The following is a 23,722-nucleotide window of genomic DNA, read 5'->3' as shown; positions in this document are numbered from 1 at the left end:
CATGAAACCGTTGAAGATTGCCTGTATCGGTGAAGCAATGATTGAATTGTCGCTTGATGAAAGCGGACGCCAAGCCGGTATCGGTTTTGCCGGAGACGCGTTGAATACGGCGATATATTTAAAACGGTGTTTATCACCAGACCACCAAGTATATTTCAATTCTCGCCTTGGGCAGGATAATTTTTCTTCTGTGATGATTGAATATATAGAAGCCGAGAACATTGATTGTAGCTTTGTTTCAAAGCACGAAAGTCGTTCACCGGGTATTTACGCCATTTCAAAAGATCATACGGGTGATCGAGTATTTTCTTATTGGCGGGAAAATTCCGCAGCTCGCACACTGTTTTCTACAGAGCAAGGTGACGCTGATTTTACGTCTCTTGAAGGGATGGATGTCGTTTACCTAAGTGCAATTACATTTGCCATTTTGCCAGTTAATATTGTTATGTCGCTGTTGGATTGGATTGAGGAATCTAGGAAAAAAGGTGTGCGTTTTGCTTTTGATTCTAACTACCGCCCGCATCTTTGGTCGGATAAAAAGATCGCGCAACAAGTTGTTGCGTGTGCATGGAAGCTTTGCGATATCGGATTGCCTTCCATCGATGATGAAATGGCCCTATTTGCAGATGATTGTGAAGCTGCTGCTCTTGAACGTCTTTCTTCTTATGCTGCCCCGTTAATGGCTGTTAAGCGAGGGGCTAGTGGTCCTCTTGCGATACTGAATGGTCAGCAGCAATCCAGCGAAGCGGTATTTAACAAAGCAACCAAAATTGTAGATACGACTTCTGCCGGCGATAGTTTTAATGGTGCATTTCTGGCGGCAATTCTCGAGCGGAAGTCAATTGATGAAGCTTTGCTTGCTGGACATAATATTGCCTTGAATGTTATCGCCCACCAAGGTGCTATTATTCCAAAATAGGTGAGTGAAGATAAATGCAGAAGACCAAAGATGATTTGCTGGAAATACTAGACGATCTGGGTATCTCTTATACAAATTATGATCATGAACCAGTTTTTACCGTTGAGGAATCTAATTCGCTTTGCTCTGATATCCCTGGCGGGCATACAAAGAACCTTTTTCTAAAGGATAAAAAAGATAATTTTTTTTTAGTGGTTTTAGAAGAGCATGCAGATGTGGATTTGAAGAAAATTCACACTCTGATTGACGCGCGGAGCCGTGTTTCATTTGGCAAGCCTGATAAATTGTTAGAGTATCTGGGTGTTATCCCTGGTTCTGTCACGGCATTTGCTGTCATGAATGATACTAATCATCGGGTAAATATGGTTATAGACAAACCTTTGCTGGAGCATGAAATTATCAATTGTCACCCCTTGCAGAATGATGCAACGACGTCAATTCACAGAGATGATCTTATTCGCTTTGCAAAACATTTTGGGCATGACCCTTTAATTTTGAAAATTTCACAATAAATCTATATCAAGTCGATTATATGAGATAATACCTCCGCAGAGCGTGATCTGATACGATTTTGGATGATCAATGCTGATAGTAGCGCAAATAGATGAGTAGATATAATGAGTGATAACGACAATCCATACGCACATAATGATGGTAGCCAATATCAGGGATCGGTCTCTTATGGCGGCGGTAGCGTGAATGTGGGGGCGACACCAACTAGCCCTGCGCCATCTCAGCCAGCGCCAAGTGGTGAACTTATTATTGACACAACAACCAATGATTTTGCACGTGATGTGGTTCAAGCTTCTGCGCAGATGCCTATCATTGTGGATTTTTGGGCCCCTTGGTGTGGGCCATGTAAACAGCTTACACCTTTGCTTGAAAACGCTGTTAAAAAAGCTGCTGGTGCTGTTCGGCTTGTAAAGCTTGATATTGAGAAATATCCGGAAATTGCTAGTCAGATGGGAATTCAATCGATTCCAGCTGTGGCAGCATATGTCGGTGGTCAACCAGTTGATGGCTTTATGGGTATGGTACCTGAAAGCAAGATCAATGAGATGATTACAAAGCTTGCTGCATCTTCACCGCAAGCGCAAATGCAGGAACGCATTGAACAAATGCTAGAGGCTGGCGAAGCTGCGTTGAGCGGTGGCGATATCGAGCAAGCTGCACAAGCATTTTCCATTGTTATGCAGGAAGATAAGGGTAATCCTCGTGCGATTGCTGGTATTGTTGACTGTATGATCGAAAGTCGCAAACTCGATCAAGCTGCAGAATTGTTGGACCGCCTGCCAGAGGATGCAAAAACAGAGCCGACAATCGCCGGTGCTATAAAGCGTGTTTCAATGGCAAAAGAAGTTGCTGATCTTGGTAATCCTGATGAGCTGCAAGCAAGGCTCGCTGCAGATGAAAATGATCATGAAGCACGTGTGGATCTGGCAAAAATTTATAATGCCATGGGCGATAAAGATAGGGCTGTCGACGAGTTGATCGCTATCATGAAGCGTGATCGCGAGTGGAACGATGACGGCGCACGTAAAGTGTTACTCGATTTTTTTGAAGCGTGGGGTCCTGCCGACCCTGCAAGCGCATCTGGTCGGCGCAAATTGTCGTCGGTCTTATTTTCATAAGCTAAGCTCTCAGGCAGTTTTTCCGATTTGGTGTTTGATTAGTTCGTTCAATATTGGCATCATGTTATTCTAAGAAAAGGATATGTCATGCAAGTAGGAAATATGCATTATCGGAGCGAAGAAGACCTGCCAAATGAGGCACGTCTTTTCCCGTTATCTGGTGCCTTCTTATTACCAGGTAGTGTCCTGCCACTAAATATTTTTGAGCCGCGGTATCTTGAACTGTTTGACGATGCGCTTGCCGGAGATAGGTTGGTCGCGGTGGTTCAGACAAACTATGTAACAGAAGATGCAAAACCGGTTGATGATCTTTGCAATGTTGGAACGTTGGGTCGCATAATTTCGCTGGCTGAATCCGGTGATGGTCGGTATGTGGTTTCTGTTGCAGGGATTTGTCGTTTTCGCATCAAGGAAGAAAAGGCTGTGAAGAAGCCTTATCGAGTGGCAAAAATCTGTCCTTTTGTAAAAGATCTGGCCGAACCTTCCTCTGAGGCTGACGAATATAGACCTCAGCTACTTGCTCATTTTATGACTTATATAGAAAGCAATGACATTGAAATTGATACTGATGATTATAAGCAATTGAGAGTGCCTGATTTAGTCAATATTCTTTCAAGCCTTGTTCCGTTTGATATCGCCGAAAAGCAAGCGCTTCTTGAAGCTGATTATAAAACGCGCGTGGAAACTTTAGTTGCGCTTTTGGATATGGGGTATTCGTCGGATGATGATGAAACTCCGCAGACAGTACAATAGGGATTGCTATGGTCGATTTAGTATCAAAAGTGCCCGATATTGATCCAAAATTACTTCAGCTTTTAGTCTGCCCGCTTACGAAAGGGCCTTTAACCTACGATAAAGAAGCCCAAGAGCTCATCTCAGAAAAAGCAATGTTAGCTTTTCCAATTAAAGATTGCGTTCCGATTATGCTCGTCTCAGAAGCACGGAAGATAACTGAGTAATTTCAGTTAAATTATTGACTTCACTAAATAGGTTGACCCTTAAGTAGTTTGGGACCTTCTTCGCCCTGTAAGCCCGCAGCTTGTTCGATGAAATATGATTTTAGCTTTGGCATCCGCTCCACAAGGCCAAGGCCAAAGTCTCTAAGATGGCGTAGCGGGGTGATGTCATTTGAGAACATGCGATTGAGTATATCTGTTGTGACGCCCATTTGGACCGTATCAAAACGTCGCCACAGCTGGTAGCGCTCAAGAACATCCAGTGCGCCTATATCCATCCCGAGGCGATCTGCTTCCACAATAGTCTGTGCCAAAGCAGCAGCGCCTTTGAAACCAAGATTAAGACCTTGGCCTGCGATAGGGTGGATACCATGAGCAGCGTCGCCAACAAGTGCCACTCGATCTTGCACATATTCGCGCGCTAACGTGAGGCCTAATGGGAAGGCTCGTCGCCCCCCCTCTTGTTTAATAGTACCAAGTCTGTGCCCAAAACGGCGCTCGAGTTCCATTTCAAAAACAAGATCATCGCCATTGACCAGTTTCTCCGCATTTTCTTCTGTTTCTGTCCAAACTAAAGAAGATCGATTGCCTTTTAGCGGCAGTATTGCAAATGGTCCGCTCGGTAGAAAGTGCTCTTCTGCTTGTCCGTTATGTGGGCGTTCATGGGCTACGGTTGTCACAATGCCTGATTGCCCATATTGCCAGCTCATGGTTCGGATTTTTGCCATCGATCTAATGTTGGATCGCGCTCCGTCTGCTGCAATAAGCAATTTGGCTGTCACAATATCTCCTGATTTCAGGGTCACATTGACTGATGCGGCACTTTTTTCAAAGCCCGTTACCGGGCTCGATTGCCGGATTGTGATATCCAGTTCATCGGCCAAAGATCGAAGTGCCGAGATCATTGATTTGTTTGGAATCATATGTGCAAACGGACGTCCTTCACCGTTGCCATCTTCCACTGCGCCATCGAAATTTAGAAAGATCGGTCGTATGGGGTCATTTACGTCAGAATCCGTAACGATCATTTTATTTATAGGTTGCGCGTCAGGTTTGATGTCGTCCCAAGCACCCAATGCATCAAGCATGTTTTCCGCTGCTACCGCAATTGCTGATGCACGTTGATCGTTCTTCCAGACATTTTTAGGAGCAGCGTCAACAACCATAATGTTAAGGTGGGTGGCGGCCTTTTTAATAGCAACCGCAGTTGCCAAGCCAACATATCCAGCGCCCGCGATTAATATATCTACCTGATGTTTTGTCATTTTCTAAACCCCTAATCAGTCACACTGCAATTGATTAATGGCATAACTATAGCGTAAAGCCATTTAACTTCGAAATGAATTTATGGATGCATAATGTCGCGCAAATTGCATGAGAGTGTTGCCAAGCTTTTAAACAGTCTTGAATTGACGGAGGTGGGCGAAGACAGGTTTGTCGTGCATTCTCCTGATTTTGGTCGTCTTCGTATATTTGGTGGACAGTTTTTAGCTCAAGCTGTGGCCGCCGCGCAAAAGACAGTTGCGGTTTCAAGACATGTTCATTCTTTCCACAGCTACTTCTTAAGAGCGGGAAATCCCGAATTGCCGCTCGAGATTCAGGTCACACGGGTGCGGGATGGAGCAAGTTTTTCCATGCGAAGTGTTGAGGTTTATCAGAATGACTTGCTTGTGTTTACAATGCAGTTGTCGTTTCATTTGCCGCGTGATGGCTTTTGCCATCAAAATGTTATGCCCCATGTACCAATGCCGGAAGATATTGACTTTGAAGCATTTTTATCATCGAAGGATGCTAAATCTTGTGCTGGATTCGTGGCTTATGCAACAAAAGAGCGGCCGTTTGATTTTAGGCCTACATCTTTTGAAAGATATATGGGCGAGAGTGAAAAGCGGCCTCAGCAATCGATCTGGCTACGTTTAAAGCAACCAATGAATGAGCCATTGGATCAAGCCTTAAGTGCCGCGATTTTAGCTTATGCATCTGATACTCTGTTTATAGATACCGCGCTTATGCCGCACGGTGTGAGCATATTTGAAGGGGTTGCGCATAGTGTAAGTTTGGATCAGGCTGTGTGGTTTCATCATCCATTAATTCTTGATGATTGGATATTGTTTGACATGCATAGTCCCATAAGCTCTGGTGGCCGCGGTATGGCGCAAGGTTCTTTTTTCACACGTGATGGCACACTTGTTGCGACTGTTGCGCAAGAAGGTCTGATTCGAAAACGATCACATGCATAATTCTTAATCGCCAGCACAAATTTGCCTAAAAAATATGCAAATTAAATTTGCATAAAAAATAATCATTTCATGTGATTTTTTTGCATAACTCATATTTTATTTAACAAAATCAAATAGATAAAAATTACCTATCAAACTGGCACGGAACTTGAATCCTTTGGTTTAGCTGCAGGCGCTTGTGCTTCGCAGAACTGAGGGACGGTAAAACGTCATGTTCAAACAAAGGATGGGAAACGATATGAAAATCGTTATGGCCATAATAAAGCCGTTCAAATTAGATGAAGTGCGTGAAGCTCTTACAGACATCGGAATTCAAGGTTTAACTGTAACCGAAGTCAAAGGTTATGGACGTCAAAAGGGGCACACAGAAATTTATCGCGGCACGGAGTATGCCGTTAGCTTCTTGCCAAAATTAAAAATCGAAATTGCGGTAGCCTCTGATGCGGTTGATGGCGCGATTGAAGCAATTACATCAGCTGCCAAAACCGGACAGATCGGTGATGGCAAAATCTTCTCATATTCAATTGATCAGGCCGTACGTATCCGTACAGGCGAAACAGACGCTGAAGCTCTGTAAGATAATTAGGAGTATTATGATAATGAAAATGTTTAACGCAAAGTCGTTCATCGCGACATCGCTGACAGGGTTGGCTTTAAGTGCAACACCTGTTCTTGCCCAGGAATCTGAGTTTGCTACGAAAGCAGAGACTGCCTATATCTTCAATACGCTACTTTTCCTTGTGGGTGGCTTCTTGGTCATGTTCATGGCAGCTGGTTTTGCTATGCTTGAAGCAGGTCTTGTTCGATCTAAAAATGTTTCAATGCAATGTCTGAAAAACATCGCGCTCTATTCAATCGCCGGTATTATGTATTGGGCTATTGGCTACAATGTAATGTATGTCGGTGTTGATGGTGGGTACTTCGGATCCGTTGCATTCTCATATGGATTTGACCCAGTTGGCGGTGATGCTCTTGAAACAGGCTATTCTACGGCCTCTGACTGGTTCTTCCAGATGGTATTTGTTGCAACGACAGCATCTATTGTTTCTGGTGCTGTTGCCGAACGTATAAAAGTTTGGCCATTTATGATCTTCACAGCGATCCTTACGGGTATTTTATATCCAATAACTGGTGCTTGGACATGGGGCGCTGGTTGGTTATCAGGAGCTGGATTTTCCGATTTTGCGGGTTCAACAATCGTCCACTCAGTCGGCGGTTGGGCAGCTCTAACTGGTGCAATTATTCTGGGTGCGCGTAAGGGCAAATATGTTGACGGTCGCACGGTTCCAATGCCAGGTTCCTCCATTCCACTTGCAACATTGGGTACATTTATTCTTTGGCTTGGTTGGTTCGGCTTCAATGGTGCGTCTCAGCTTGCTATGGGTACAATTGCCGATGCATCTGATGTGTCACGTATTTTTGCCAATACGAATTTGGCCGCTACGGGTGGTGTGGTCGCAACAGTGATCTTAACTCAGCTAATGTATAAGAAGATCGATGTAACGATGGCACTTAACGGTGCGCTTGCTGGTCTGGTTTCAATCACAGCCGAGCCACTTGCGCCATCAGGTGGCGCATCAATTTTGATCGGCGCCGTCGGCGGTGCGATTGTGGTCTTTGCAGTGCCAATGCTTGATAAGTTAAAAATTGATGATGTTGTCGGCGCTATCCCTGTTCACTTGCTTGCAGGTATTTGGGGAACTCTGATTGTTCCTGCCACAAATTCAGATGCAAGCTATGGTACACAGGTTATGGGTATTGCTGCGATGGGTGCATTTACGGTAATTACATCAGCAGCCGTTTGGTATGTTTTGAAAAAAACTGTCGGTATTCGCGCATCTGATGAAGACGAGATGATGGGTATGGATAAAGCTGAAGTTGGTATCGAAGCTTATCCTGAATTCTCAAATAGATAAGCCTTCCTCAAAAGAAGGTTTGCCTCCTTCCTAATCTATCGCGAACCTTCTTCAATATAAAGGGGCCTACTCAAATGGGCCCCTTTTTGTATATTAAGATCATATGTTTTTGAGATTAGCGATCGCGCCACTTGCCAGCACGTTGGCCGACAAATAACCAATAAATAAATCCACCTATTATCGCACTAACTGTGTAAATTGCGGCCCTGTTAAAATCGATAATTTCTGTTTCAAAAGCAAAAAGAGCAACAATACTTATTATGGCTGCTGAAACGAGATAGACAATCCAGTCGCGGATCGCCTTAATTTCAAAAATCAGAATAACTATGAATGCCGGAGTAAATGCGATCTGTGCGAATTTTGCGCTAAGGCCGGTCAACATAATCGTAAGCGATATTCCAAGTTCAACGCTTCCATATGTTTCAAAATCATCTTGTCTAATCAAGCCTGATAAAAAAGCATAAACGGTCGCAGCTGCGATGCAGGCTGCTGTGAAGCCGAATGTGATAGTAACAAATCTTAGAAATATTCGTATTAACTGGCTCAAAATGTAATCTCGAAAAAGTTAGGCTTCGCCATGGCCAGAAATCATCATGGCTTCAAGTGCAGCGCGTTCTGTTTTACGTAGGCGTTCGGATTCTGATTTCAACTGGCCGCATGCAGCTAGGATATCACGTCCACGAGGCGTGCGGATTGGGGAGGCATAACCGGCTTGATTGATGAAATCAGCAAACTTTTCAATTTGCTCCCAGTCGGAACATTCATATTGTGAGCCGGGCCAAGGGTTGAATGGAATAAGATTAATTTTAGCAGGAATGTTTTTCAAAAGCATGACGAGTTCTTTTGCGTCCTGTAAACTGTCATTTACCCCTTTTAGCATTACATATTCAAATGTAATACGCCTCGCATTATTTGCGCCCTTATATGTGCGGCAAGCTTCCATAAGGTCCTTTATCGGGTACTTTTTATTGATAGGTACTAACTCGTCGCGCAGTTCATCGCGTGTCGCATGGAGCGATATTGCCAGCATGACACCGATTTCTTCACCCGTGCGATATATTTCTGGCACCACGCCGGATGTTGAGAGGGTAACGCGTCGTCTTGAGAGCGCGATACCTTCACCGTCGATAGCAATCAAGAGCGCCTTTTTAACATTCTCAAAGTTATAAAGCGGCTCACCCATTCCCATCATAACAATGTTGGATACTTTCCGTTCTCCGGTTGGTACAAAACCGCCCACCGGCGTGTCTTTATTTGGGAAGTCTCCTAATCGATCCTTTGCCACAAGCAACTGAGCTAGAATTTCACCAGATGTTAAATTACGGACAAGCTTTTGTGTGCCTGTATGGCAGAAGGTGCATGTGAGGGTGCAGCCGACTTGGCTGGAAATACAAAGAGTACCGCGATCATCTTCGGGGATGTAAACAGTCTCGACTTCAACAGGTTTGCCTGCACCGCCGGATGGAAAGCGCATCAACCATTTTCGTGTGCCATCATTTGAGATTTGTTCTTCAATAATTTCCGGGCGTGAAATATCAAAGTTCTCTGCCAATAACCCGCGCAGATCTTTCGATACATTTTGCATATCGGAAAAATCTGAGACGCCTCGAATATAAAGCCAATGCCAAATCTGCGTTGCGCGCATGCGCAATTGTTTATCTGCAATGCCAATGCTGGCGAGCTTTTCTTTCAATTCATCGCGCGACAAACCTATAAGACTTGGTTTGTTGTTTTGAAACGTATTCGTGCGCTCTGCCAGATTGCGACGTTTGTCTTTATCTTGAAGATCAATTGAAATTGCCATGATCTCGTCATTCCTTGTTCTGGCCTTATATGAAGGCCTCATTTGAGGATTTTGACAAGCCAATAACACCAAAAGTGACATTCGTCACTTTGTTAATGAAAATTGATTGTTTTATATGAAGCGTTATAAGCCTTAACAAAGTCTATTTGCAGTCGGCAATGTTCTTTAGGGCTGCCGATATGCCGGACAAGGAGAAGCTGTAATCACGTTGAGCACCATTGCGAGATGAGATCACTTGAATAGATGCAGTGCTGCCTGCTCGAAGTGCGCCTACAACAGCAGCTTCTTGTGCAACATTTTCTAGGTGTGCAACTTTTCCTCGTGTATAGAATGTATAACTCTTATCGCCAATTGTCATTGCGACTTTAGAGCCTTCCTTCATTTTGTAACTCATCATGACTTGCGGTTCATAAGTCGTGGTTTGCCCTTTACGCTGAGCTACTAAAATATAATTTTGACCATGAGAAAGCGTTTTACCATTTTCTGATAATGGAGCTGCTGTCTTGTGCGGCGTCAATACATAACATAATTTACCCTGTGATGACTGATACGAATATGCACCCCAATCATTAAATTCATTAATAATAGCAGGGGCTTGAGCAAAAGCTGTTACCGTCGTAGCAGATGTCAATAATAAAGCTAATGCAATCTTCTTGCCGAACATGATGAAAGTTTCTCCAATTATACGCGTCTTTGAATTCAAATCATTTGTTATAAATTCAAACAAATTTTGGTGCTCATAAAATGTCGCCGAAGCTTATATTGCCTTGGTGTGGTTACTAAACCGTCAACATTTTCGCCAAATTTTAAATATTTGTGGTTTTCATGTGATTTCAAATGATTAGAGTCGTTTGGCACTTCTCATAGTGCAATAATTAGGCAATAATTTGTCCAGTATCGATCAGGGTCAAATAAGACATTGTCTGATAGGGCCTAATCACGAATAAAGTAATTGCGTTTTAGGATAATAATTAATGAGCAAAAATCTGCATGCACGGTTTGCAGAACTTACTCGAGCTATCGCCACTGATCGTGATCAGAAAGCGTTTGCGGAACTATTTAATTATTTTTCTCCACGAATTAAATCCTACTTTCTTCAACTGGGTGCTAATCCAGAGCAAGCAGAAGACATGTCACAAGATGTAATGTCGGTTTTGTGGCATAAGGCGCATTTATTTGATTCGAGTAAATCATCATTATCAACTTGGCTTTTTCGGGTGGCTAGAAATCGGCGTATTGACCTTCTGCGGCGTGATAAATCTGCTTTGATCGATATTCACGATCCTATTTTTATCCCATCCGAACCTACGCCGCCGGATGAGGTTCTGGAAGAAGATCAACGCGATAGCAATGTTCGAAGAGCATTAGCTCTTTTGCATGATAAACATGCCGACATTATTAGAATGTCATTCTTTTTAGGACTTTCCCATAGTCAAATTTCAGAAAAATCCGGTTTGCCTTTGGGGACGGTAAAATCAAGAATTCGTGTTGCATTTCAAAAGCTTAAAGAAACTTTGGAAGATGATGGCGTTACGGAAGTATCAGACTAGTGTACTTCTTCGTTATCTGTTTTGAACTTGGCAAGCGCTTTTTTCGCAGCTGCTCTTTGTCCATCTGTGATGTGGTTTTGCAGCATAGATAATGCTGTTGTAACTACAGCTAAATCGTCTCCAAAACCAATCCCCGCAATGAAATCTGGAATAAGGTCGATAGGCAAAATAAAATAGGCAAGTGCAGCGAGTAATACACCTTTAACATGGCTTGGCGTTTGCTTATCAAGTGCGCAATAATACGCTGCAACTATATCTTCAGCAAAGGGAAATTGGGCTATGGCCTTTCTTAATGTAGGCCAAAATTTTGTGCGTACTTTTGCTTCTTGCCGCGATTGCTGGTCATCGCTAGCTGGCTTAAGGATTGCTTCAATTTCCTTGTTGCTGATGGTTTTTTTCTCCATAAATTAGACTTGGTATTGAGGGGAGGGTTTTTCAATAGCTACGAAGGTTTTAACTGATGATGAGGAATTTGAATGAAAGTGCTGTTTATTTGTATGGGAAATATTTGTCGTTCACCGATGGCGGAGGGGCTGTTTAGGAACTTGATTTCCAACGAAAATTTGCCAGATCAGATTGTTGTTGATTCGGCAGGAACTGGCGCGTGGCATGAAGGTGATCCGCCAGATGGACGCGCGATTGCCAAAATGGCACAGAAGGGAATTGATATTTCAAAGCAAGTATCAAGACCACTAAACGAACTGGATTTTGATTATTTTGATCTCCTGCTTGTTATGGACAACGATAATTTGAGGAACACAAAAGCGCGCGCGCCAGATCACCATCATCACAAAATCCACCTGTTTATGGATTACAGTTTGGGTGAGAACACAGATATTCCAGATCCTTATTATGACCTAGGAGATGGGTTTGAGGTTGTTTATAATATGCTTCTGGAGGCTTGTATGTCTTCGCTAGGCAAACTGAAATCATAGTATGTCGGATTTAGTAGGTAGCTTTCTTCAACAACATAAGGACCGCCACCTTTAGAGCTGCGAGAAGACATAACAACGAATTTTGCAACTTTAAATGAATTTGATTTAAAATTTGCACGTCCGCCTAAATACTCGCTGATTTGAACGGGGTCTGCTCTGCGAAGCCTTGCAAGAGTTACATGCGGTGTGAATTTTCGAGAGTCCGGTGCAATGCCTATCCTTGCACATATGCGTTCGATCGCAGCCTGTAGATCAAATATTTCTGGTGGATTATTTGTACCTGCCCAGAGGGATCGAACTTTTCGTTTCGAACCAAAGGCATTAACGCCGGAGAGTCCTAAGTCAAATTCAGGAGAACTTATACGATCTAACTCGCTTAACAATTCATCTCCGGTTCGACCATCGACATCGCCGATAAAGCGGAGTGTGAGATGATAGTTTTCGACATCTATCCATCGAGCCCCCATAAGTCCGCCACGTAAAAGGGAAAGGCTTAGAGCCACTTCATGCGGAATTTGCAGAGCAACAAACAATCTCGGCATAGCCTAACTCCTTACGACAAAGAAAGAATCAAACAACTATTTGGTAGAGAATCATGGAGTGCCTTAATACGCAAGCCATAGATTGTATCTTGTCACAAGATAGACTTAATCAGTGATTGATCTTAGAAAATCCTCAACGGATGGAAGTGTTCTTTCAACAAGCAAGGCAATACCTTCAGGGTTTGGATGAATGCCATCCTCGATATTAAGTGCTTCGACACCTGCAACGCCATCTAAGAAAAATGGATAGCGATTTACTTGATACTTTTCCGCGATTTCGGGGTAGATCGGATTAAATGCCGCTTCGTAATCGCTGCCCATGTTTGGCGGGGCAAGCATACCCATTAAGATAACGTCGATATTGCGTTCTTTCAAACGGGCTATCATCTTGTCAATGTTTTTACGTGTGATATCAGCCGGCAGGCCTCTAAGCGCATCATTTGCACCAAGTCCTAGGATAACAGCATCCGTGCCATCGGGGATAGACCAATCAAGCCGTGATAAGCCGCCCGATGTTGTATCACCAGAAACGGATGCATTGGACATGATGATATCATATCCTTTTGCAGTCAAAGCATCTGCCAGTTTCAAAGGATATGCTTCACCTTGTGGCAACTGATAACCAGCCATTAAGCTGTCGCCAAATGCAACGATATTTATTGGTTCAGCTTTTGCTGGCAAGCTGGTAAACAGCAATATTACAAGTAAATTGTAAAGTATTGTAAACTTATCTTTGAATCTCATAGTCCAATTCCTATCTAGGATCGTACTTATTATCAATGCTATAGCGCTCTGGGAGTGCTCCCTGTCTCTATATAGGATGTAAAAACCGTGTCGCAAACTCTCATCGAATTAAAAAATGCTGATCTTACTCTTGGGAGTGAAGCTTCATCTGTTCATGTGCTTAAGAAAATGAGCCTGACATTGAATGCTGGTGAAAGTGCGGGCATCGTCGGGCCATCTGGTTCGGGCAAGTCAACATTGCTGATGGTTTTGGCGGGACTTGAACGGCTCGATAGTGGCGAAGTAAATATTGCAGGTTCGGCAATTCACAATATGAGCGAAGATGAGGCCGCGGCCTTCCGTGGTAGAAATATTGGCATTGTATTTCAGTCATTCCACCTCATTCCGAATATGACAGCGCTTGAAAATGTTGCGGTTCCGTTAGAGCTTGCTGGTGAAAAGCAAGCGTTTAAAAAGGCTGAACAAGAATTAATTTCCGTTGGTCTTGGTGAGCGTATGACCCATTATCCGTCGGAATTATCTGGTGGTGAGCAACAGCGTGTTGCGATTGCAAGAGCTTTGGCACCATCGCCGAAGTTACTTATTGCGGACGAACCGACCGGTAATCTTGATGGTGATACCGGCACACAGATCACAGATTTGCTATTTGCCAAACAAGCAGAACGGAACATGACATTGGTTTTGGTAACGCACGATCCTTCTCTTGCTGAAAAATGCGATCGTCAAATTGCTGTTCGTTCAGGTGAGATTGAAGCTTCATCTGATAAAAATCTAGTTGAGGCTTAAATCGTTGGAAACATCATTTCAAAATCTCGGACCGTTTCAGAAAATTCAACTTGCGATCCGTTTTGCGTTTCGCGAAATGCGTGGAGGGTTAGGCGGGTTTTACATTTTCCTAGCTTGTGTCGCATTGGGTGCCGCTGCTATATCGGGTGTAAATTCTGTTTCACGTTCAATCAATCAATCTATTACGGCAGAAGGTCAATCCATACTTGGTGCTGATGTTCGCTTTGAGTTGAATAATCGGGTTGCCAATGATGATGAACTGGCGTTCTTAAATTCGCTGGGTGATCTAACAATAGGCTCAGGATTGCGTTCTATGGCAAGAATGCTGGATGCTTCTGACCAGACTTTAGTAGAACTCCGTTCGGTAGATAAAGCCTATCCGATGTTTGGTGAGCTTGAAACTGAGCCTGCTCTTGAAACAACCAAGGCTTTTGCTGAAATTGATGGTGTTTTTGGCGCTATAGTTGCGCCCATTATGCTTGATCGATTAAATGTAGAAGTCGGTGATCAGTTGTTGTTAGGCGATATCGCCGTTGAGATTCGGGCAACAATTTTGGCGGAGCCTGATGCACTGTCTGAAGGCTTCGGTTTTGCGCCGCGCATGATGGTGTCTGATAAAGCACTGGATGCTGCGGGGCTTATTCGTGTTGGCAGTTTGGTAGAACATTCATATCGAATTGATATGAAGGGTGAGCCAACGCTTTCGGACCTTCAAAATGTTCGTGAGTTGGCAAAAACAGAACACCCCGATGCTGGTTGGTCTGTGAGAACAAGCCGTAATGCGGCGCCCGCATTGACTGCTAACATTGAACGGTTTTCACAATTTCTGACACTTGTTGGGTTGACCGTTTTGGTCGTTGGCGGTGTCGGTGTTGCAAATGCAGTGCGAGCATTTTTGGATTCAAAACGAGGTGTGATTGCAACTTTTAAATGCTTGGGCGCATCTGCGCGGTTTGTATTTATTATCTACCTCGTGCAAGTATTTTTAATCGCGCTGATTGGTGTTGCAATTGGTATTGTTGTTGGTGCGGCTATTCCTTTTGTCACATCATCGCTTTTATCTACAGCGCTTTCTATCACTGTCTCCGCATCAGTTTATCTGGATGTATTGCTGCTTGCTGCGGCCTTTGGTCTGATATCCGCATTGACATTTGCAGTATTGCCACTTGGTAATGCTGGAAATGTACCGGCGACTGCATTGTTCCGTCAATGGAGTTTGGGGCAAACGGGTTGGCCAAAACCAATCTATTCTATATTGGCCATTGCTCTGGCGTCGCTTTTAAGTTGGTTGGTTATCTCGACGTCCGATAATGATCAGATCACGATCATTTTCCTAGGCGCGGTGGTATTCTCGTTTGTTGTTTTGCGCTTTGTGTCTATATTGGTTCAGTGGCTTGCCAAACGTAGCCCACAGGTTAGGTCAACGCCCTTGCGATTGGCGCTTGGTAATATCCATCGCCCCGGTGCACTTACTTCATCCGTAGTTATGTCGCTTGGCCTCGGGCTTACGTTACTTGTAGCTCTTGCATTGATTGATGGGAATTTGCGTCGTGAGCTTGCAGGCAATTTACCTGAGCGTGCGCCGAATTTTTTCTTTGTGGATATTCAGTCAGATGAGATTGAGGCTTTTGACCGAGTTATTGCTGATGTCGCTCCTGATGGAAAACTTGTAAAAGTTCCGATGTTACGGGGGCGTATTCTGGAATTGAACGGCACTGATATTCGCGAAATGACTATTCCACCAGAGGCAAGGTGGGTTACGCGTGGGGATCGTGGAATTACCTATTCTCCGATCCAACCGGAAGGTTCTGTGCTTTCTGAAGGTGAGTGGTGGGATAAGGACTATGCAGGTGAACCATTGGTATCCTTTACCGCAGAAGAGGCCGGTGAAATTGGTCTCGAAATAGGTGATACTGTAACTGTGAATGTTCTCGGTCGAACAATAACCGCCAGAATTGCCAATTTCCGTGTTGTGGAATGGGAATCGTTATCGATCAATTTTGTGATGGTGTTTTCGCCAAATACATTTGCTGGTGCGCCTCATTCATGGTTGGCAACGTTGCTTGATGGGGAAGCCTCTGCGCAGAAAGAGGGGGAGGTATTAAATGCTGTTACGCGGAACTTTCCGACAGTGACAAGTGTTCGTGTGAAAGATGCACTCGAAATTGCAGAACGCCTGGTTGGTCAGATTGCATTAGCTATTCGTGCTGCGGCGGCGGTTGCATTAATCGCGTCAGTGTTGGTGCTTGCAGGGGCCTTAGCTGCTGGAAACCGTGCAAGGCGGCACGATTCTGTTGTTTTGAAAACACTGGGTGCGACGCGCGGCACACTTATTAAAGCCTTTAGTTTTGAATATGTGATTCTTGGTCTTTCAACAGCTATCTTCGCTTTAGCTTCCGGCGGCATCGCTGCATGGTATGTCACCAGTCAAATCATGTCACTGCCTTACAGTTTCCTACCAGATGTTGCTATTGCAACACTTATTGCAGCGCTTGTGCTTACTGTTGGCATTGGATTAATCGGAACTTGGCGTGTGTTAGGACAAAAAGCGGCACCGATTTTAAGAGAATTGTGATATTTTTTCTATGTTGATAGGTTTTTACTATTAATCATATTGGTAATATCAATCGGATTTTGTGATAAATAACTTGTTGTTTCATAAAAAAGTCCCATATTAGGGGTAAGTAAAACTTTCAGTGGGGATTGGCCTCACTGATGGCTATTTTTTAAAGAGGAACAAATGGCTGAATATAGAAACTCGCGTCTTAATACGGCGACTGCATCAACGCAGGAAGCAGACTATGTAGATCAGGGTCTGCGCAGCTATATGCTGAGTGTTTACAATTACATGGGCATTGGCTTGGGTATCACTGGTCTTGCATCATATGCGACATCACAGATTGCACTGTCTAACCCAGCGGTTTTTCAAGCATTATACAACAGCCCATTGAAATGGGTTATTATGTTTGCGCCACTTGGCTTTGTATTTTTCCTTGGAGCACGCTTGAATAAAATGAGTGTATCTGCTGCGCAAACAACCTTTTGGGCGTTTGCTGCGATCATGGGCGTGTCGATCTCCTACATCTTTTTGGTGTTTACAGGTGCTTCGATCATCCAAACGTTCTTTGTGACAGCCGCTTCTTTCGGAGCGCTATCGCTCTATGGTTATACGACTAAGAAAGACCTTTCAGGCATGGGTTCATTCCTGATCATGGGTGTATTTGGTCTTATTCTTGCTTCGATTGTAAACATCTTTTTACAATCAAGTGCATTGCAATTTGCTGTATCAGCCTTGGGTGTGTTGATTTTTGCAGGTTTGACTGCATATGACACGCAGCGCATTAAGGAGATGTATTATGAAGGTGATGGCGAAGCAACAATGGGCCGTAAGGCAATCATGGGTGCTTTGAGCCTTTATCTAAACTTCATTAATATGTTCATGTTCTTGTTGCAATTCCTAGGTAATAGAGAATAGAAGCTTTTAAAAGTTTATTTAAAAGGCGGCTTTTGAGCCGCCTTTTTTGTTGGAGTTGATAATATGAGTTTCATCATTCGCGATGCTGTAATTGAAGATGTTCCTAAAATAACGACTGTTTATGGAGAGGCTGTTGATCATGGTACGGCTACTTACGAGCTAACCGCGCCTGATCTTGATGAGATGATGCGTCGTTTTGAAAGCATGAGTTCCAATAGCTTTCCTTATCTCGTTGCTGAGGATGGTGATCAGTTTCTGGGCTATGCCTATGCTGGGCCATTTCGTTCGCGTCCTGCCTATCGATGGGCAGTGGAAGATTCTATCTATCTTGCTCCTGAAGCGAGGGGGAGGGGTGTAGGTTACAAGTTACTCGTAACGCTTATCGAGCGATCTGAGGCGCTTGGATTTCGCCAAATGATAGCGATCATTGGAGGAGGTGAAGCGGCTTCAATTGCTGTGCATAAAAAAGCCGGATTTCATGATGCTGGATCAATGAAGGCTACGGGTTACAAACATGGCAAATGGCTTGATACGACTATTATGCAAATTGATATTGGCGAAGGAGCAAGTTCTGACCCTGACATGAATGCCTATCCTGGAAATCTGTTTTCAGGTTGATCTGTATCAAGGTTGACAAGTCTATTATTGTATAATTTCTTACGTAAGATAACGATGTGAGGAAACAAAGATGTATAAACAAGTTCTTGTTGCTTTTGATTTAGCTCATACCGAGCACGGTCTGGATATTTTAAAACGCGGCCAGCAGCTATGTGATTCTGACGGGCAACTCACCATGATATATGTGGGTGAAGAAATTCCAGGTTATATGGAATATGCAATCCCTCAAGATGTAATTGATGAGAGTTTGGAAGATGCGAGGACGGAGCTTAAGAAAATCGCAACAAGCAACAATGTTGAAGCAAATGTTGTCGTCTTAAGAGGGCGCCCACATGTTAAGATTTTGGAATGCGCGAAGGATTTGAAGGCTGATCTAATTCTCGTAGCGTCACATAGTCCGGGTATCCAAGATTTTCTTATTGGTTCAACAGCTGCGAGAGTGGTTCGTCACTCGCAATGTACAGTGCTTGTTGATAGAAGCTAATATTTCACTTAACGACTTTGACTTTATCGAGGACTTTAAGAACTTGTGCTAATTCGTGACCGCGTTTGAGCACAAGTCCATTTGCGTTGATGACGCTAAATGCTCCCTGTTTACGCGCTCGTTTTGGATCTTTTTCGATTGTAAAAAGTGGCGTTTCGCTTGATTGCTTATAAATCGAAAAAACTGCCTTCTCCCTCATGTGATCGATTGCATAATCACGCCATGCGCCTGTGCCCACATTTCGTGAGTAAACTTGTAATATGCGATCTAACTCAGTTCGATGAAATGTGACGGGTAAGGGGTCTTTTTGCTTCTTGTATGATGCAAGATCGACAACACTATTTGAATTGTTAAAGATACCTGACGCACCATCTGTCATTCATGCTCTCCCCTATATAGGTATTTTGTCAGAGTCGGTGCAAAAATCAAGCGTCAGATTTATCTATGTAGTTGGTGAAATCGTTAATGAGCATGAAAAGTTCTTTCTGAGCTTCTGGAGAGGTTAGTATTTTCCTGATTTCATCAGGTGTTTTTGACATGAGAGGAAACCTTGCAAATATATCGCGATTGAAGCGCGACGAAACAGTACTTAATACCAAGCGGAGTGAGGCTAGCATGTCGTCCCCTCTGTGGGATGCATGAACAAGTATAATGGGCTTGGCAATAATGGCTTCGCGCGAAACGAGCCAATCGATTGCATTTTTTAGCCCTCCAGGAATGGCACGAACATATTCTGGGCTTGCGATAATAATTCCATCACTATTAGAGACATTGTCTATAAAATCTGTAACGTTTTTTGGCGTTTGCTGCTCTTCCTTGTCAGGTGAGAAGATAGGTAAACTATCAATCTCATGAGATATGTTCATTGAAACACCTTCTGGTACGATACCTTTGATTTGTATCAAAAGCGCCAAATTGGTAGATTTCCGGCGGGCACTGCCAGATATTGCAAGAATCTTCATAAGTTAAAAAATATCATTGTGAGACGCCTTTACAAGATTTATTTACAAGTTTAACGATCCTCACGGTGGTGAAATAAAGAGTCACCATACTTTATATTTTGCCACATTTCGGTCACAATATTGCCGCGACCCGAACGCAATTGAAACGCAAACTCCAGTTGTTGTTTGGATAAAAGCAGTTTTGAGAGGTTGGTCAATCAGCCCCCCAGCCCTCCGACCTCTTGTTAACTGCCCGCCTTATTCACAAGCAACTCCGCCTCAAGGCCGGCCTTTAGTAAAAAGGTCGGTCTTTTTTTGAAATCAGCTTTTATAACTTGCCGCCCCTAAAATTGAACCGGGGGTGCCTTCTTTGGTTATCGTTTGAAGCAAGATTGCTGCGCCACCCTTCTTTGCTTTTTGCACGACAGATGCTGGAAGTTTAAGATTTTGTGCGGAACCATTCCACATGCCGATGGTCTGGATATCTGTTACGCTGTGATGGTAGGTAATTTTCTCACCTGTATTTTCACCACGTTTGATGTCGACGACATTTTCATTGTCGAAATAAACAGCAACGATATTAGCTTTTCCACTTCCGGCACCAATGGAAATATTAAGTTCATCGCCATTTGCTGAGATTGAAAGTGGAATGGCTAAACCTTGCTCAGTTGCATCGAAGGTGGAGACACGTGCTTTAATGCCTTTGTAATTACTGCCTACTAGGTGGTCGCGTCCATTGATGATGGCCTGTGGTGTGTAAACGCCTCGGCGTTTTAAAGTGTCTGCGTAGCGGTACTGGCGTGTCGTAGACGCTTTTGAGGAAAGCGTATCCTTCCAGCCAAGGTAGTCCCAATAATCAACGTGATAGGAAAGGGCAATGACTTTTCCTTCTTCAATAAGTTTTGAGAGCGCTTTGTCCGCAGGCGGGCAAGACGAGCAGCCTTGGGACGTAAACAGTTCTACAACACCAATGGGATTATTAATTTTTTCACCAGCGTGAGAGCCGCTAGTCATAGTTCCGCTAATGGCAATAGTTAGGCCAAATGCGAATGCGATAGAATGTAGTTTATTTTTCATCAATTGTTCCGCCTAGGGTTACGCGATAGTGGGTTCACCATATGTACATGTGCTGTCAGCCCCCCGCAGCTTCCAGGTTTTATAGCTCAAAACCTTGGTCAAGTTGAAATCACGTTGGTGTGAGGAGCTATTTAATTGGAAATAGGCATAAAAAAACCGGAGCATTGCCCCGGTTTCTCGATTTATGTTGCAATGTTTACGATGCTAGATCGCGCAACACTGTGTGCAGGATACCGCCATTGTTGATGTAATCAACTTCATCCAGTGTATCGACACGACAGATAAGTGGTACATCTTTTGTTGAGCCATCTGCATAGGTGACAACGGCTGTTTTCTTAGAGCGGGGTTCAATCGACGTTAGGCCTTCAATTGAAACTGTTTCATCGCCTTGTAAGTTTAGGCTTTCCCATGAAGTGCCTTCTTCCAGACAGAATGGGATAACGCCCATACCAACAAGGTTAGAACGGTGAATACGCTCGAATGATTGCGTGATAACTGCGCGTACACCTAGAAGGTTTGTGCCTTTGGCTGCCCAGTCACGTGATGAACCATTACCATATTCAACACCACCGAAGATAACCAATGGACGGCCTTCTTCTTTATAACGCATAGCAGCATCAAAGATTGAAACCTCTTCGCGTGATGGATAGTGAACTGTGTAACCACCTTCACGACCGTTTGGCCCAAGCATATGGTTACGAAGACGGATATTGGCGAATGTGCCGCGCATCATAACTTCGTGGTTACCACGACGTGTACCGTATTGGTTAAAGTCTGCAACGCCAACACCATTATCCATCAAATATTCACCAGCAGGTGACTGTGCTTTGATAGAGCCAGCTGGAGAGATGTGATCGGTTGTGATCTTATCGCCCAAAAGGCCAAGTACACGCGCATCTTTGATGTCAGATGTGCCACCGGGTTCCTTACCCATGCCAACAAAGTATGGCGGGTTTTGAACGTAAGTTGATTTATCATCCCAAGCATATGTGTTGCCATCAGGAATTTTCACTGATTGCCAGTTTTCGTCACCTTTAAATACATCAGCGTATTTCGCAGCAAAAAGCTCGCGCGTGACATATTTCATCACAAATTCTTGGATTTCTTTATTTGACGGCCAGATGTCTTTGAGGAAAACATCATTACCATCTTTGTCTTGGCCAAGAGGTTCTGTCGTAAGGTCTTTTTGGACTGAGCCTGCAAGAGCATACGCAACAACAAGTGGAGGTGAAGCCAGGTAGTTTGCTTGTACGTCCGGTGATACGCGACCCTCAAAGTTACGGTTGCCAGAAAGGACCCCGGCAGCGATCAGACCTTTGTCGTTAATCGTTTTGGAGATAGGCGCGTTCAATGGACCAGAGTTACCGATACATGTTGTGCAACCAAAACCAACGAGATTAAAGCCGATTTGATCAAGATAAGTTTGAAGGCCAGCAGCTTCAAGATATTCAGCCACGACTTGAGAACCTGGTGCCAATGATGTTTTTACCCAAGGCTTGGATGTGATGCCCTTTGCAACAGCATTACGAGCCATCAAACCAGCTGCAATCAAAACAGAAGGGTTCGATGTGTTGGTACAAGATGTGATGGCAGCAATTGCAACATCACCGTGACCAAGGTCATAGTCTTCACCTTCAACATCATAACGGTTACTCAGCTGATCAGGTTTTTTGTATTCATCTGCGAGTGCTTTGGCAAAACCTTCCGAAATATTTTCAAGAGGAATACGGCCTTCGGGGCGTTTTGGTCCAGCCATGGAAGGCACAACATCGCCAAGATCCAGTTCAATCGTATCCGTAAAGACGATGTTTGAACCATCGTTATCGCGCCACATGCCTTGTGCTTTGGAATATTCTTCAACAAGTTCGATGCGATCTTCTTCACGGCCTGACAATGTTAGGTAGTTGATAGTTTCTCCATCAACTGGGAAAAAGCCGCAAGTTGCGCCATATTCTGGACCCATATTGCCGATTGTTGCGCGGTCGGCCAATGAAAGTGAGTTAAGCCCTTCACCAAAGAATTCAACAAATTTGCCGACTACGCCTTTTTGGCGAAGCATCTGCACAATCGTTAGAACGATATCTGTTGCTGTGATACCTTCTTTAGCTGAGCCAGTTAGCTTAAAGCCTATAACTTCAGGGAGCAACATTGAGATCGGCTGACCAAGCATAGCCGCTTCGGCCTCAATACCACCAACACCCCAACCAAGAACGCCAAGGCCATTGATCATTGTTGTGTGGCTATCTGTACCAACACATGTGTCAGGATAAGCAACGGTTGTTCCGTCTTCTTCTTTAGTCCAAACGGTCTGACCCAAATATTCAACGTTTACTTGGTGACAGATGCCAGTTCCGGGAGGTACAACACGGAAGTTTTGGAAAGCTTGCTGACCCCATTTCAGGAAGCGATAGCGTTCGCCATTACGCGCATATTCAAGTTCAACATTCTGATCGAAAGCAGTTGGCGTACCAAATTTATCGACAATAACAGAGTGATCGATGACAAGATCAACAGGAACAAGCGGGTTAATTTTTTCGGCATCACCACCAAGATTCACCATCGCATCACGCATTGCAGCCAAATCTACAACAGCAGGAACACCAGTGAAATCTTGCATGAGAACACGGGCAGGGCGATAGGCTATTTCGTTGCCGCCTTTACCTTTGTTATCGAGCCAACCTGCTACATTTTCAATGTCTTGTTTTGTAACTGTCCGACCATCTTCATTGCGAAGAAGGTTTTCGAGGATTACTTTCATTGAAAATGGAAGGTTGGAAACGCCTGCAAGGCCGTTTTCTTCTGCTGTTTTAAGATTATAGTAGGTGTATTCTTTGCCTGCTGCAGTCAAAGTAGTGCGACAATTAAAGCTATCGAGTGATTTTGCCATGTGTTAGCCACTTCCCTTATATTTAAGCCGAATTCTGGAAGCGCGGGCTAACCTTATTGCATTTCAATAAAGTTAAAGCGGAAACGACCCTTCCGCTATCCGCTTAAGGTCTTTATAACCTCATTCGGCATTTGCTGATATTTCGCTGATCGTTAGCGTTATGAGCGCCTTATAGCAGTTTGTGGGTAGTACGCTAGTAGGTAATACGGGTTTAAAT

At 43.9% G+C, this 23,722-nt stretch carries 26 protein-coding genes; 15 read left to right on the top strand and 11 right to left on the bottom strand.

All coding sequences use genetic code 11. The features are described from left to right. Nucleotide 1: 1 nt before the first annotated feature. From G3W54_RS12200 to G3W54_RS12180, 5 genes are all read left to right on the top strand, one after another. A complete protein-coding gene (locus tag G3W54_RS12200; protein ID WP_197742824.1) occupies nt 2–919 on the top strand; it encodes a sugar kinase in 918 nt (305 codons plus the stop codon). A 14-nt stretch (nt 920–933) separates the two neighbouring features. Beyond that, nucleotides 934–1,431 (top strand): YbaK/EbsC family protein, encoded by a 498-nt coding sequence (locus tag G3W54_RS12195; protein WP_162653300.1) that lies wholly within the window; start codon nt 934–936, stop codon nt 1,429–1,431. A 105-nt stretch (nt 1,432–1,536) separates the two neighbouring features. After that, nucleotides 1,537–2,550 (top strand): co-chaperone YbbN, encoded by a 1,014-nt coding sequence (locus G3W54_RS12190; protein ID WP_162653299.1) that lies wholly within the window; start codon nt 1,537–1,539, stop codon nt 2,548–2,550. Nucleotides 2,551–2,637: 87 nt separating this feature from the next. Continuing rightward, entirely contained in the window at nt 2,638–3,303 is a 666-nt protein-coding gene (locus G3W54_RS12185; protein ID WP_162653298.1) for an LON peptidase substrate-binding domain-containing protein, read from the top strand. 8 nt (nt 3,304–3,311) lie between these two features. Continuing rightward, nucleotides 3,312–3,509 carry a Trm112 family protein gene (locus tag G3W54_RS12180; protein ID WP_162653297.1) on the top strand — a complete coding sequence of 66 codons (198 nt, stop codon included), beginning with the start codon at nt 3,312–3,314 and terminating at the stop codon, nt 3,507–3,509. A 23-nt stretch (nt 3,510–3,532) separates the two neighbouring features. Here G3W54_RS12180 and G3W54_RS12175 read toward each other — a convergent pair whose 3' ends face one another. Beyond that, entirely contained in the window at nt 3,533–4,771 is a 1,239-nt protein-coding gene (locus G3W54_RS12175) for a ubiquinone biosynthesis hydroxylase (protein ID WP_162653296.1), read from the bottom strand. Between the two features lie 93 nt (nt 4,772–4,864). Between G3W54_RS12175 and G3W54_RS12170 the strand changes: the two genes are divergently transcribed. From G3W54_RS12170 to G3W54_RS12160, 3 genes are all read left to right on the top strand, one after another. Continuing rightward, nucleotides 4,865–5,746, top strand: a complete 882-nt coding sequence (locus G3W54_RS12170) for an acyl-CoA thioesterase II (RefSeq protein ID WP_162653295.1) — start codon at nt 4,865–4,867, stop codon at nt 5,744–5,746. A gap of 238 nt (nt 5,747–5,984) precedes the next feature. After that, complete coding sequence (locus tag G3W54_RS12165; RefSeq protein WP_174244228.1) at nt 5,985–6,323, top strand: P-II family nitrogen regulator; 339 nt, start codon at nt 5,985–5,987, stop codon at nt 6,321–6,323. 22 nt (nt 6,324–6,345) lie between these two features. After that, nucleotides 6,346–7,662, top strand: a complete 1,317-nt coding sequence (locus G3W54_RS12160; RefSeq protein WP_162653294.1) for an ammonium transporter — start codon at nt 6,346–6,348, stop codon at nt 7,660–7,662. A gap of 115 nt (nt 7,663–7,777) precedes the next feature. On the opposite strand, the gene G3W54_RS12155 is transcribed toward G3W54_RS12160, so the two are convergent. The 3 genes from G3W54_RS12155 to G3W54_RS12145 all read right to left on the bottom strand — a co-directional run bounded on the left by G3W54_RS12155 (nt 7,778) and on the right by G3W54_RS12145 (nt 10,130). Next, entirely contained in the window at nt 7,778–8,209 is a 432-nt protein-coding gene (locus G3W54_RS12155) for a hypothetical protein (protein WP_162653293.1), read from the bottom strand. A gap of 18 nt (nt 8,210–8,227) precedes the next feature. Beyond that, entirely contained in the window at nt 8,228–9,466 is a 1,239-nt protein-coding gene (gene rlmN, locus G3W54_RS12150; protein WP_162653292.1) for a 23S rRNA (adenine(2503)-C(2))-methyltransferase RlmN, read from the bottom strand. Nucleotides 9,467–9,608: 142 nt separating this feature from the next. Continuing rightward, nucleotides 9,609–10,130, bottom strand: coding sequence for an invasion associated locus B family protein (locus G3W54_RS12145; protein WP_162653291.1), 522 nt, complete (start codon nt 10,128–10,130; stop codon nt 9,609–9,611). Between the two features lie 310 nt (nt 10,131–10,440). On the opposite strand from G3W54_RS12145, the gene G3W54_RS12140 reads away from it, so the two are divergent. Then, entirely contained in the window at nt 10,441–11,016 is a 576-nt protein-coding gene (locus tag G3W54_RS12140) for a sigma-70 family RNA polymerase sigma factor (RefSeq protein ID WP_162653290.1), read from the top strand. On the opposite strand, the gene G3W54_RS12135 is transcribed toward G3W54_RS12140, so the two are convergent. After that, a complete protein-coding gene (locus tag G3W54_RS12135) occupies nt 11,013–11,420 on the bottom strand; it encodes a YkvA family protein (protein ID WP_162653289.1) in 408 nt (135 codons plus the stop codon). The two genes, G3W54_RS12140 and G3W54_RS12135, sit on opposite strands and share 4 nt — an antisense overlap. 72 nt (nt 11,421–11,492) lie before the next feature. Here G3W54_RS12135 and G3W54_RS12130 point away from each other — a divergent pair, with 72 nt between their 5' ends. Further along, a complete protein-coding gene (locus G3W54_RS12130) occupies nt 11,493–11,951 on the top strand; it encodes a low molecular weight protein-tyrosine-phosphatase (RefSeq protein ID WP_162653288.1) in 459 nt (152 codons plus the stop codon). On the opposite strand, the gene thpR is transcribed toward G3W54_RS12130, so the two are convergent. Together thpR and G3W54_RS12120 are read right to left on the bottom strand one after the other, a co-directional pair. Continuing rightward, the gene (gene thpR, locus G3W54_RS12125; protein WP_162653287.1) at nt 11,897–12,493 is read right to left on the bottom strand and encodes an RNA 2',3'-cyclic phosphodiesterase; all 597 of its coding nucleotides are present in this window, start codon (nt 12,491–12,493) and stop codon (nt 11,897–11,899) included. The two genes, G3W54_RS12130 and thpR, sit on opposite strands and share 55 nt — an antisense overlap. 105 nt (nt 12,494–12,598) lie before the next feature. Next, the gene (locus G3W54_RS12120) at nt 12,599–13,237 is read right to left on the bottom strand and encodes an arylesterase (RefSeq protein ID WP_162653286.1); all 639 of its coding nucleotides are present in this window, start codon (nt 13,235–13,237) and stop codon (nt 12,599–12,601) included. Between the two features lie 87 nt (nt 13,238–13,324). Between G3W54_RS12120 and G3W54_RS12115 the strand changes: the two genes are divergently transcribed. From G3W54_RS12115 to G3W54_RS12095, 5 genes are all read left to right on the top strand, one after another. Next, complete coding sequence (locus tag G3W54_RS12115; protein ID WP_162653285.1) at nt 13,325–14,023, top strand: ABC transporter ATP-binding protein; 699 nt, start codon at nt 13,325–13,327, stop codon at nt 14,021–14,023. Between the two features lie 76 nt (nt 14,024–14,099). After that, nucleotides 14,100–16,598, top strand: coding sequence for an ABC transporter permease (locus G3W54_RS12110; protein ID WP_244627930.1), 2,499 nt, complete (start codon nt 14,100–14,102; stop codon nt 16,596–16,598). A 165-nt stretch (nt 16,599–16,763) separates the two neighbouring features. Continuing rightward, nucleotides 16,764–17,498, top strand: a complete 735-nt coding sequence (locus G3W54_RS12105; RefSeq protein WP_162653284.1) for a Bax inhibitor-1/YccA family protein — start codon at nt 16,764–16,766, stop codon at nt 17,496–17,498. Nucleotides 17,499–17,561: 63 nt separating this feature from the next. Next, on the top strand, nt 17,562–18,116 hold the full coding sequence (locus tag G3W54_RS12100) for a GNAT family N-acetyltransferase (RefSeq protein ID WP_162653283.1): 555 nt from the start codon (nt 17,562–17,564) through the stop codon (nt 18,114–18,116). 70 nt (nt 18,117–18,186) lie between these two features. Further along, complete coding sequence (locus tag G3W54_RS12095; RefSeq protein WP_162653282.1) at nt 18,187–18,600, top strand: universal stress protein; 414 nt, start codon at nt 18,187–18,189, stop codon at nt 18,598–18,600. A gap of 4 nt (nt 18,601–18,604) precedes the next feature. On the opposite strand, the gene G3W54_RS12090 is transcribed toward G3W54_RS12095, so the two are convergent. The 4 genes from G3W54_RS12090 to acnA form a co-directional block, all read right to left on the bottom strand. After that, complete coding sequence (locus G3W54_RS12090; protein ID WP_162653281.1) at nt 18,605–18,979, bottom strand: DUF2794 domain-containing protein; 375 nt, start codon at nt 18,977–18,979, stop codon at nt 18,605–18,607. A 46-nt stretch (nt 18,980–19,025) separates the two neighbouring features. Next, nucleotides 19,026–19,562 carry an NADPH-dependent FMN reductase gene (locus G3W54_RS12085; RefSeq protein ID WP_162653280.1) on the bottom strand — a complete coding sequence of 179 codons (537 nt, stop codon included), beginning with the start codon at nt 19,560–19,562 and terminating at the stop codon, nt 19,026–19,028. Nucleotides 19,563–19,862: 300 nt separating this feature from the next. Next, complete coding sequence (locus G3W54_RS12080; RefSeq protein WP_162653690.1) at nt 19,863–20,555, bottom strand: thioredoxin family protein; 693 nt, start codon at nt 20,553–20,555, stop codon at nt 19,863–19,865. A gap of 259 nt (nt 20,556–20,814) precedes the next feature. Continuing rightward, the gene (acnA, locus tag G3W54_RS12075) at nt 20,815–23,505 is read right to left on the bottom strand and encodes an aconitate hydratase AcnA (RefSeq protein WP_162653279.1); all 2,691 of its coding nucleotides are present in this window, start codon (nt 23,503–23,505) and stop codon (nt 20,815–20,817) included. Nucleotides 23,506–23,722: the final 217 nt, after the last annotated feature.

The organism is Lentilitoribacter sp. Alg239-R112 (assembly GCF_900537175.1).
Lineage (GTDB): Bacteria > Pseudomonadota > Alphaproteobacteria > Rhizobiales > Rhizobiaceae > Lentilitoribacter.
Note: the sequence above shows the minus strand (reverse complement) of the source record. Positions and strands in the feature narration are given on the sequence as shown.

Bases quoted from the DNA above. Each gene is read 5' to 3' on its own strand.
- G3W54_RS12200 (WP_197742824.1), top strand. From the start codon at position 2: ATGAAACCGTTGAAGATTGCCTGTATCGGTGAAGCAATGATTGAATTG.
- G3W54_RS12195 (WP_162653300.1), top strand. From the start codon at position 934: ATGCAGAAGACCAAAGATGATTTGCTGGAAATACTAGACGATCTGGGT.
- G3W54_RS12190 (WP_162653299.1), top strand. From the start codon at position 1,537: ATGAGTGATAACGACAATCCATACGCACATAATGATGGTAGCCAATAT.
- G3W54_RS12185 (WP_162653298.1), top strand. From the start codon at position 2,638: ATGCAAGTAGGAAATATGCATTATCGGAGCGAAGAAGACCTGCCAAAT.
- G3W54_RS12180 (WP_162653297.1), top strand. From the start codon at position 3,312: ATGGTCGATTTAGTATCAAAAGTGCCCGATATTGATCCAAAATTACTT.
- G3W54_RS12175 (WP_162653296.1), bottom strand. From the start codon at position 4,771: ATGACAAAACATCAGGTAGATATATTAATCGCGGGCGCTGGATATGTT.
- G3W54_RS12170 (WP_162653295.1), top strand. From the start codon at position 4,865: ATGTCGCGCAAATTGCATGAGAGTGTTGCCAAGCTTTTAAACAGTCTT.
- G3W54_RS12165 (WP_174244228.1), top strand. From the start codon at position 5,985: ATGAAAATCGTTATGGCCATAATAAAGCCGTTCAAATTAGATGAAGTG.
- G3W54_RS12160 (WP_162653294.1), top strand. From the start codon at position 6,346: ATGAAAATGTTTAACGCAAAGTCGTTCATCGCGACATCGCTGACAGGG.
- rlmN (WP_162653292.1), bottom strand. From the start codon at position 9,466: ATGGCAATTTCAATTGATCTTCAAGATAAAGACAAACGTCGCAATCTG.
- G3W54_RS12145 (WP_162653291.1), bottom strand. From the start codon at position 10,130: ATGTTCGGCAAGAAGATTGCATTAGCTTTATTATTGACATCTGCTACG.
- G3W54_RS12140 (WP_162653290.1), top strand. From the start codon at position 10,441: ATGAGCAAAAATCTGCATGCACGGTTTGCAGAACTTACTCGAGCTATC.
- G3W54_RS12135 (WP_162653289.1), bottom strand. From the start codon at position 11,420: ATGGAGAAAAAAACCATCAGCAACAAGGAAATTGAAGCAATCCTTAAG.
- G3W54_RS12130 (WP_162653288.1), top strand. From the start codon at position 11,493: ATGAAAGTGCTGTTTATTTGTATGGGAAATATTTGTCGTTCACCGATG.
- thpR (WP_162653287.1), bottom strand. From the start codon at position 12,493: ATGCCGAGATTGTTTGTTGCTCTGCAAATTCCGCATGAAGTGGCTCTA.
- G3W54_RS12120 (WP_162653286.1), bottom strand. From the start codon at position 13,237: ATGAGATTCAAAGATAAGTTTACAATACTTTACAATTTACTTGTAATA.
- G3W54_RS12110 (WP_244627930.1), top strand. From the start codon at position 14,100: ATGCGTGGAGGGTTAGGCGGGTTTTACATTTTCCTAGCTTGTGTCGCA.
- G3W54_RS12105 (WP_162653284.1), top strand. From the start codon at position 16,764: ATGGCTGAATATAGAAACTCGCGTCTTAATACGGCGACTGCATCAACG.
- G3W54_RS12100 (WP_162653283.1), top strand. From the start codon at position 17,562: ATGAGTTTCATCATTCGCGATGCTGTAATTGAAGATGTTCCTAAAATA.
- G3W54_RS12095 (WP_162653282.1), top strand. From the start codon at position 18,187: ATGTATAAACAAGTTCTTGTTGCTTTTGATTTAGCTCATACCGAGCAC.
- G3W54_RS12090 (WP_162653281.1), bottom strand. From the start codon at position 18,979: ATGACAGATGGTGCGTCAGGTATCTTTAACAATTCAAATAGTGTTGTC.
- G3W54_RS12085 (WP_162653280.1), bottom strand. From the start codon at position 19,562: ATGAAGATTCTTGCAATATCTGGCAGTGCCCGCCGGAAATCTACCAAT.
- G3W54_RS12080 (WP_162653690.1), bottom strand. From the start codon at position 20,555: ATGACTAGCGGCTCTCACGCTGGTGAAAAAATTAATAATCCCATTGGT.
- acnA (WP_162653279.1), bottom strand. From the start codon at position 23,505: ATGGCAAAATCACTCGATAGCTTTAATTGTCGCACTACTTTGACTGCA.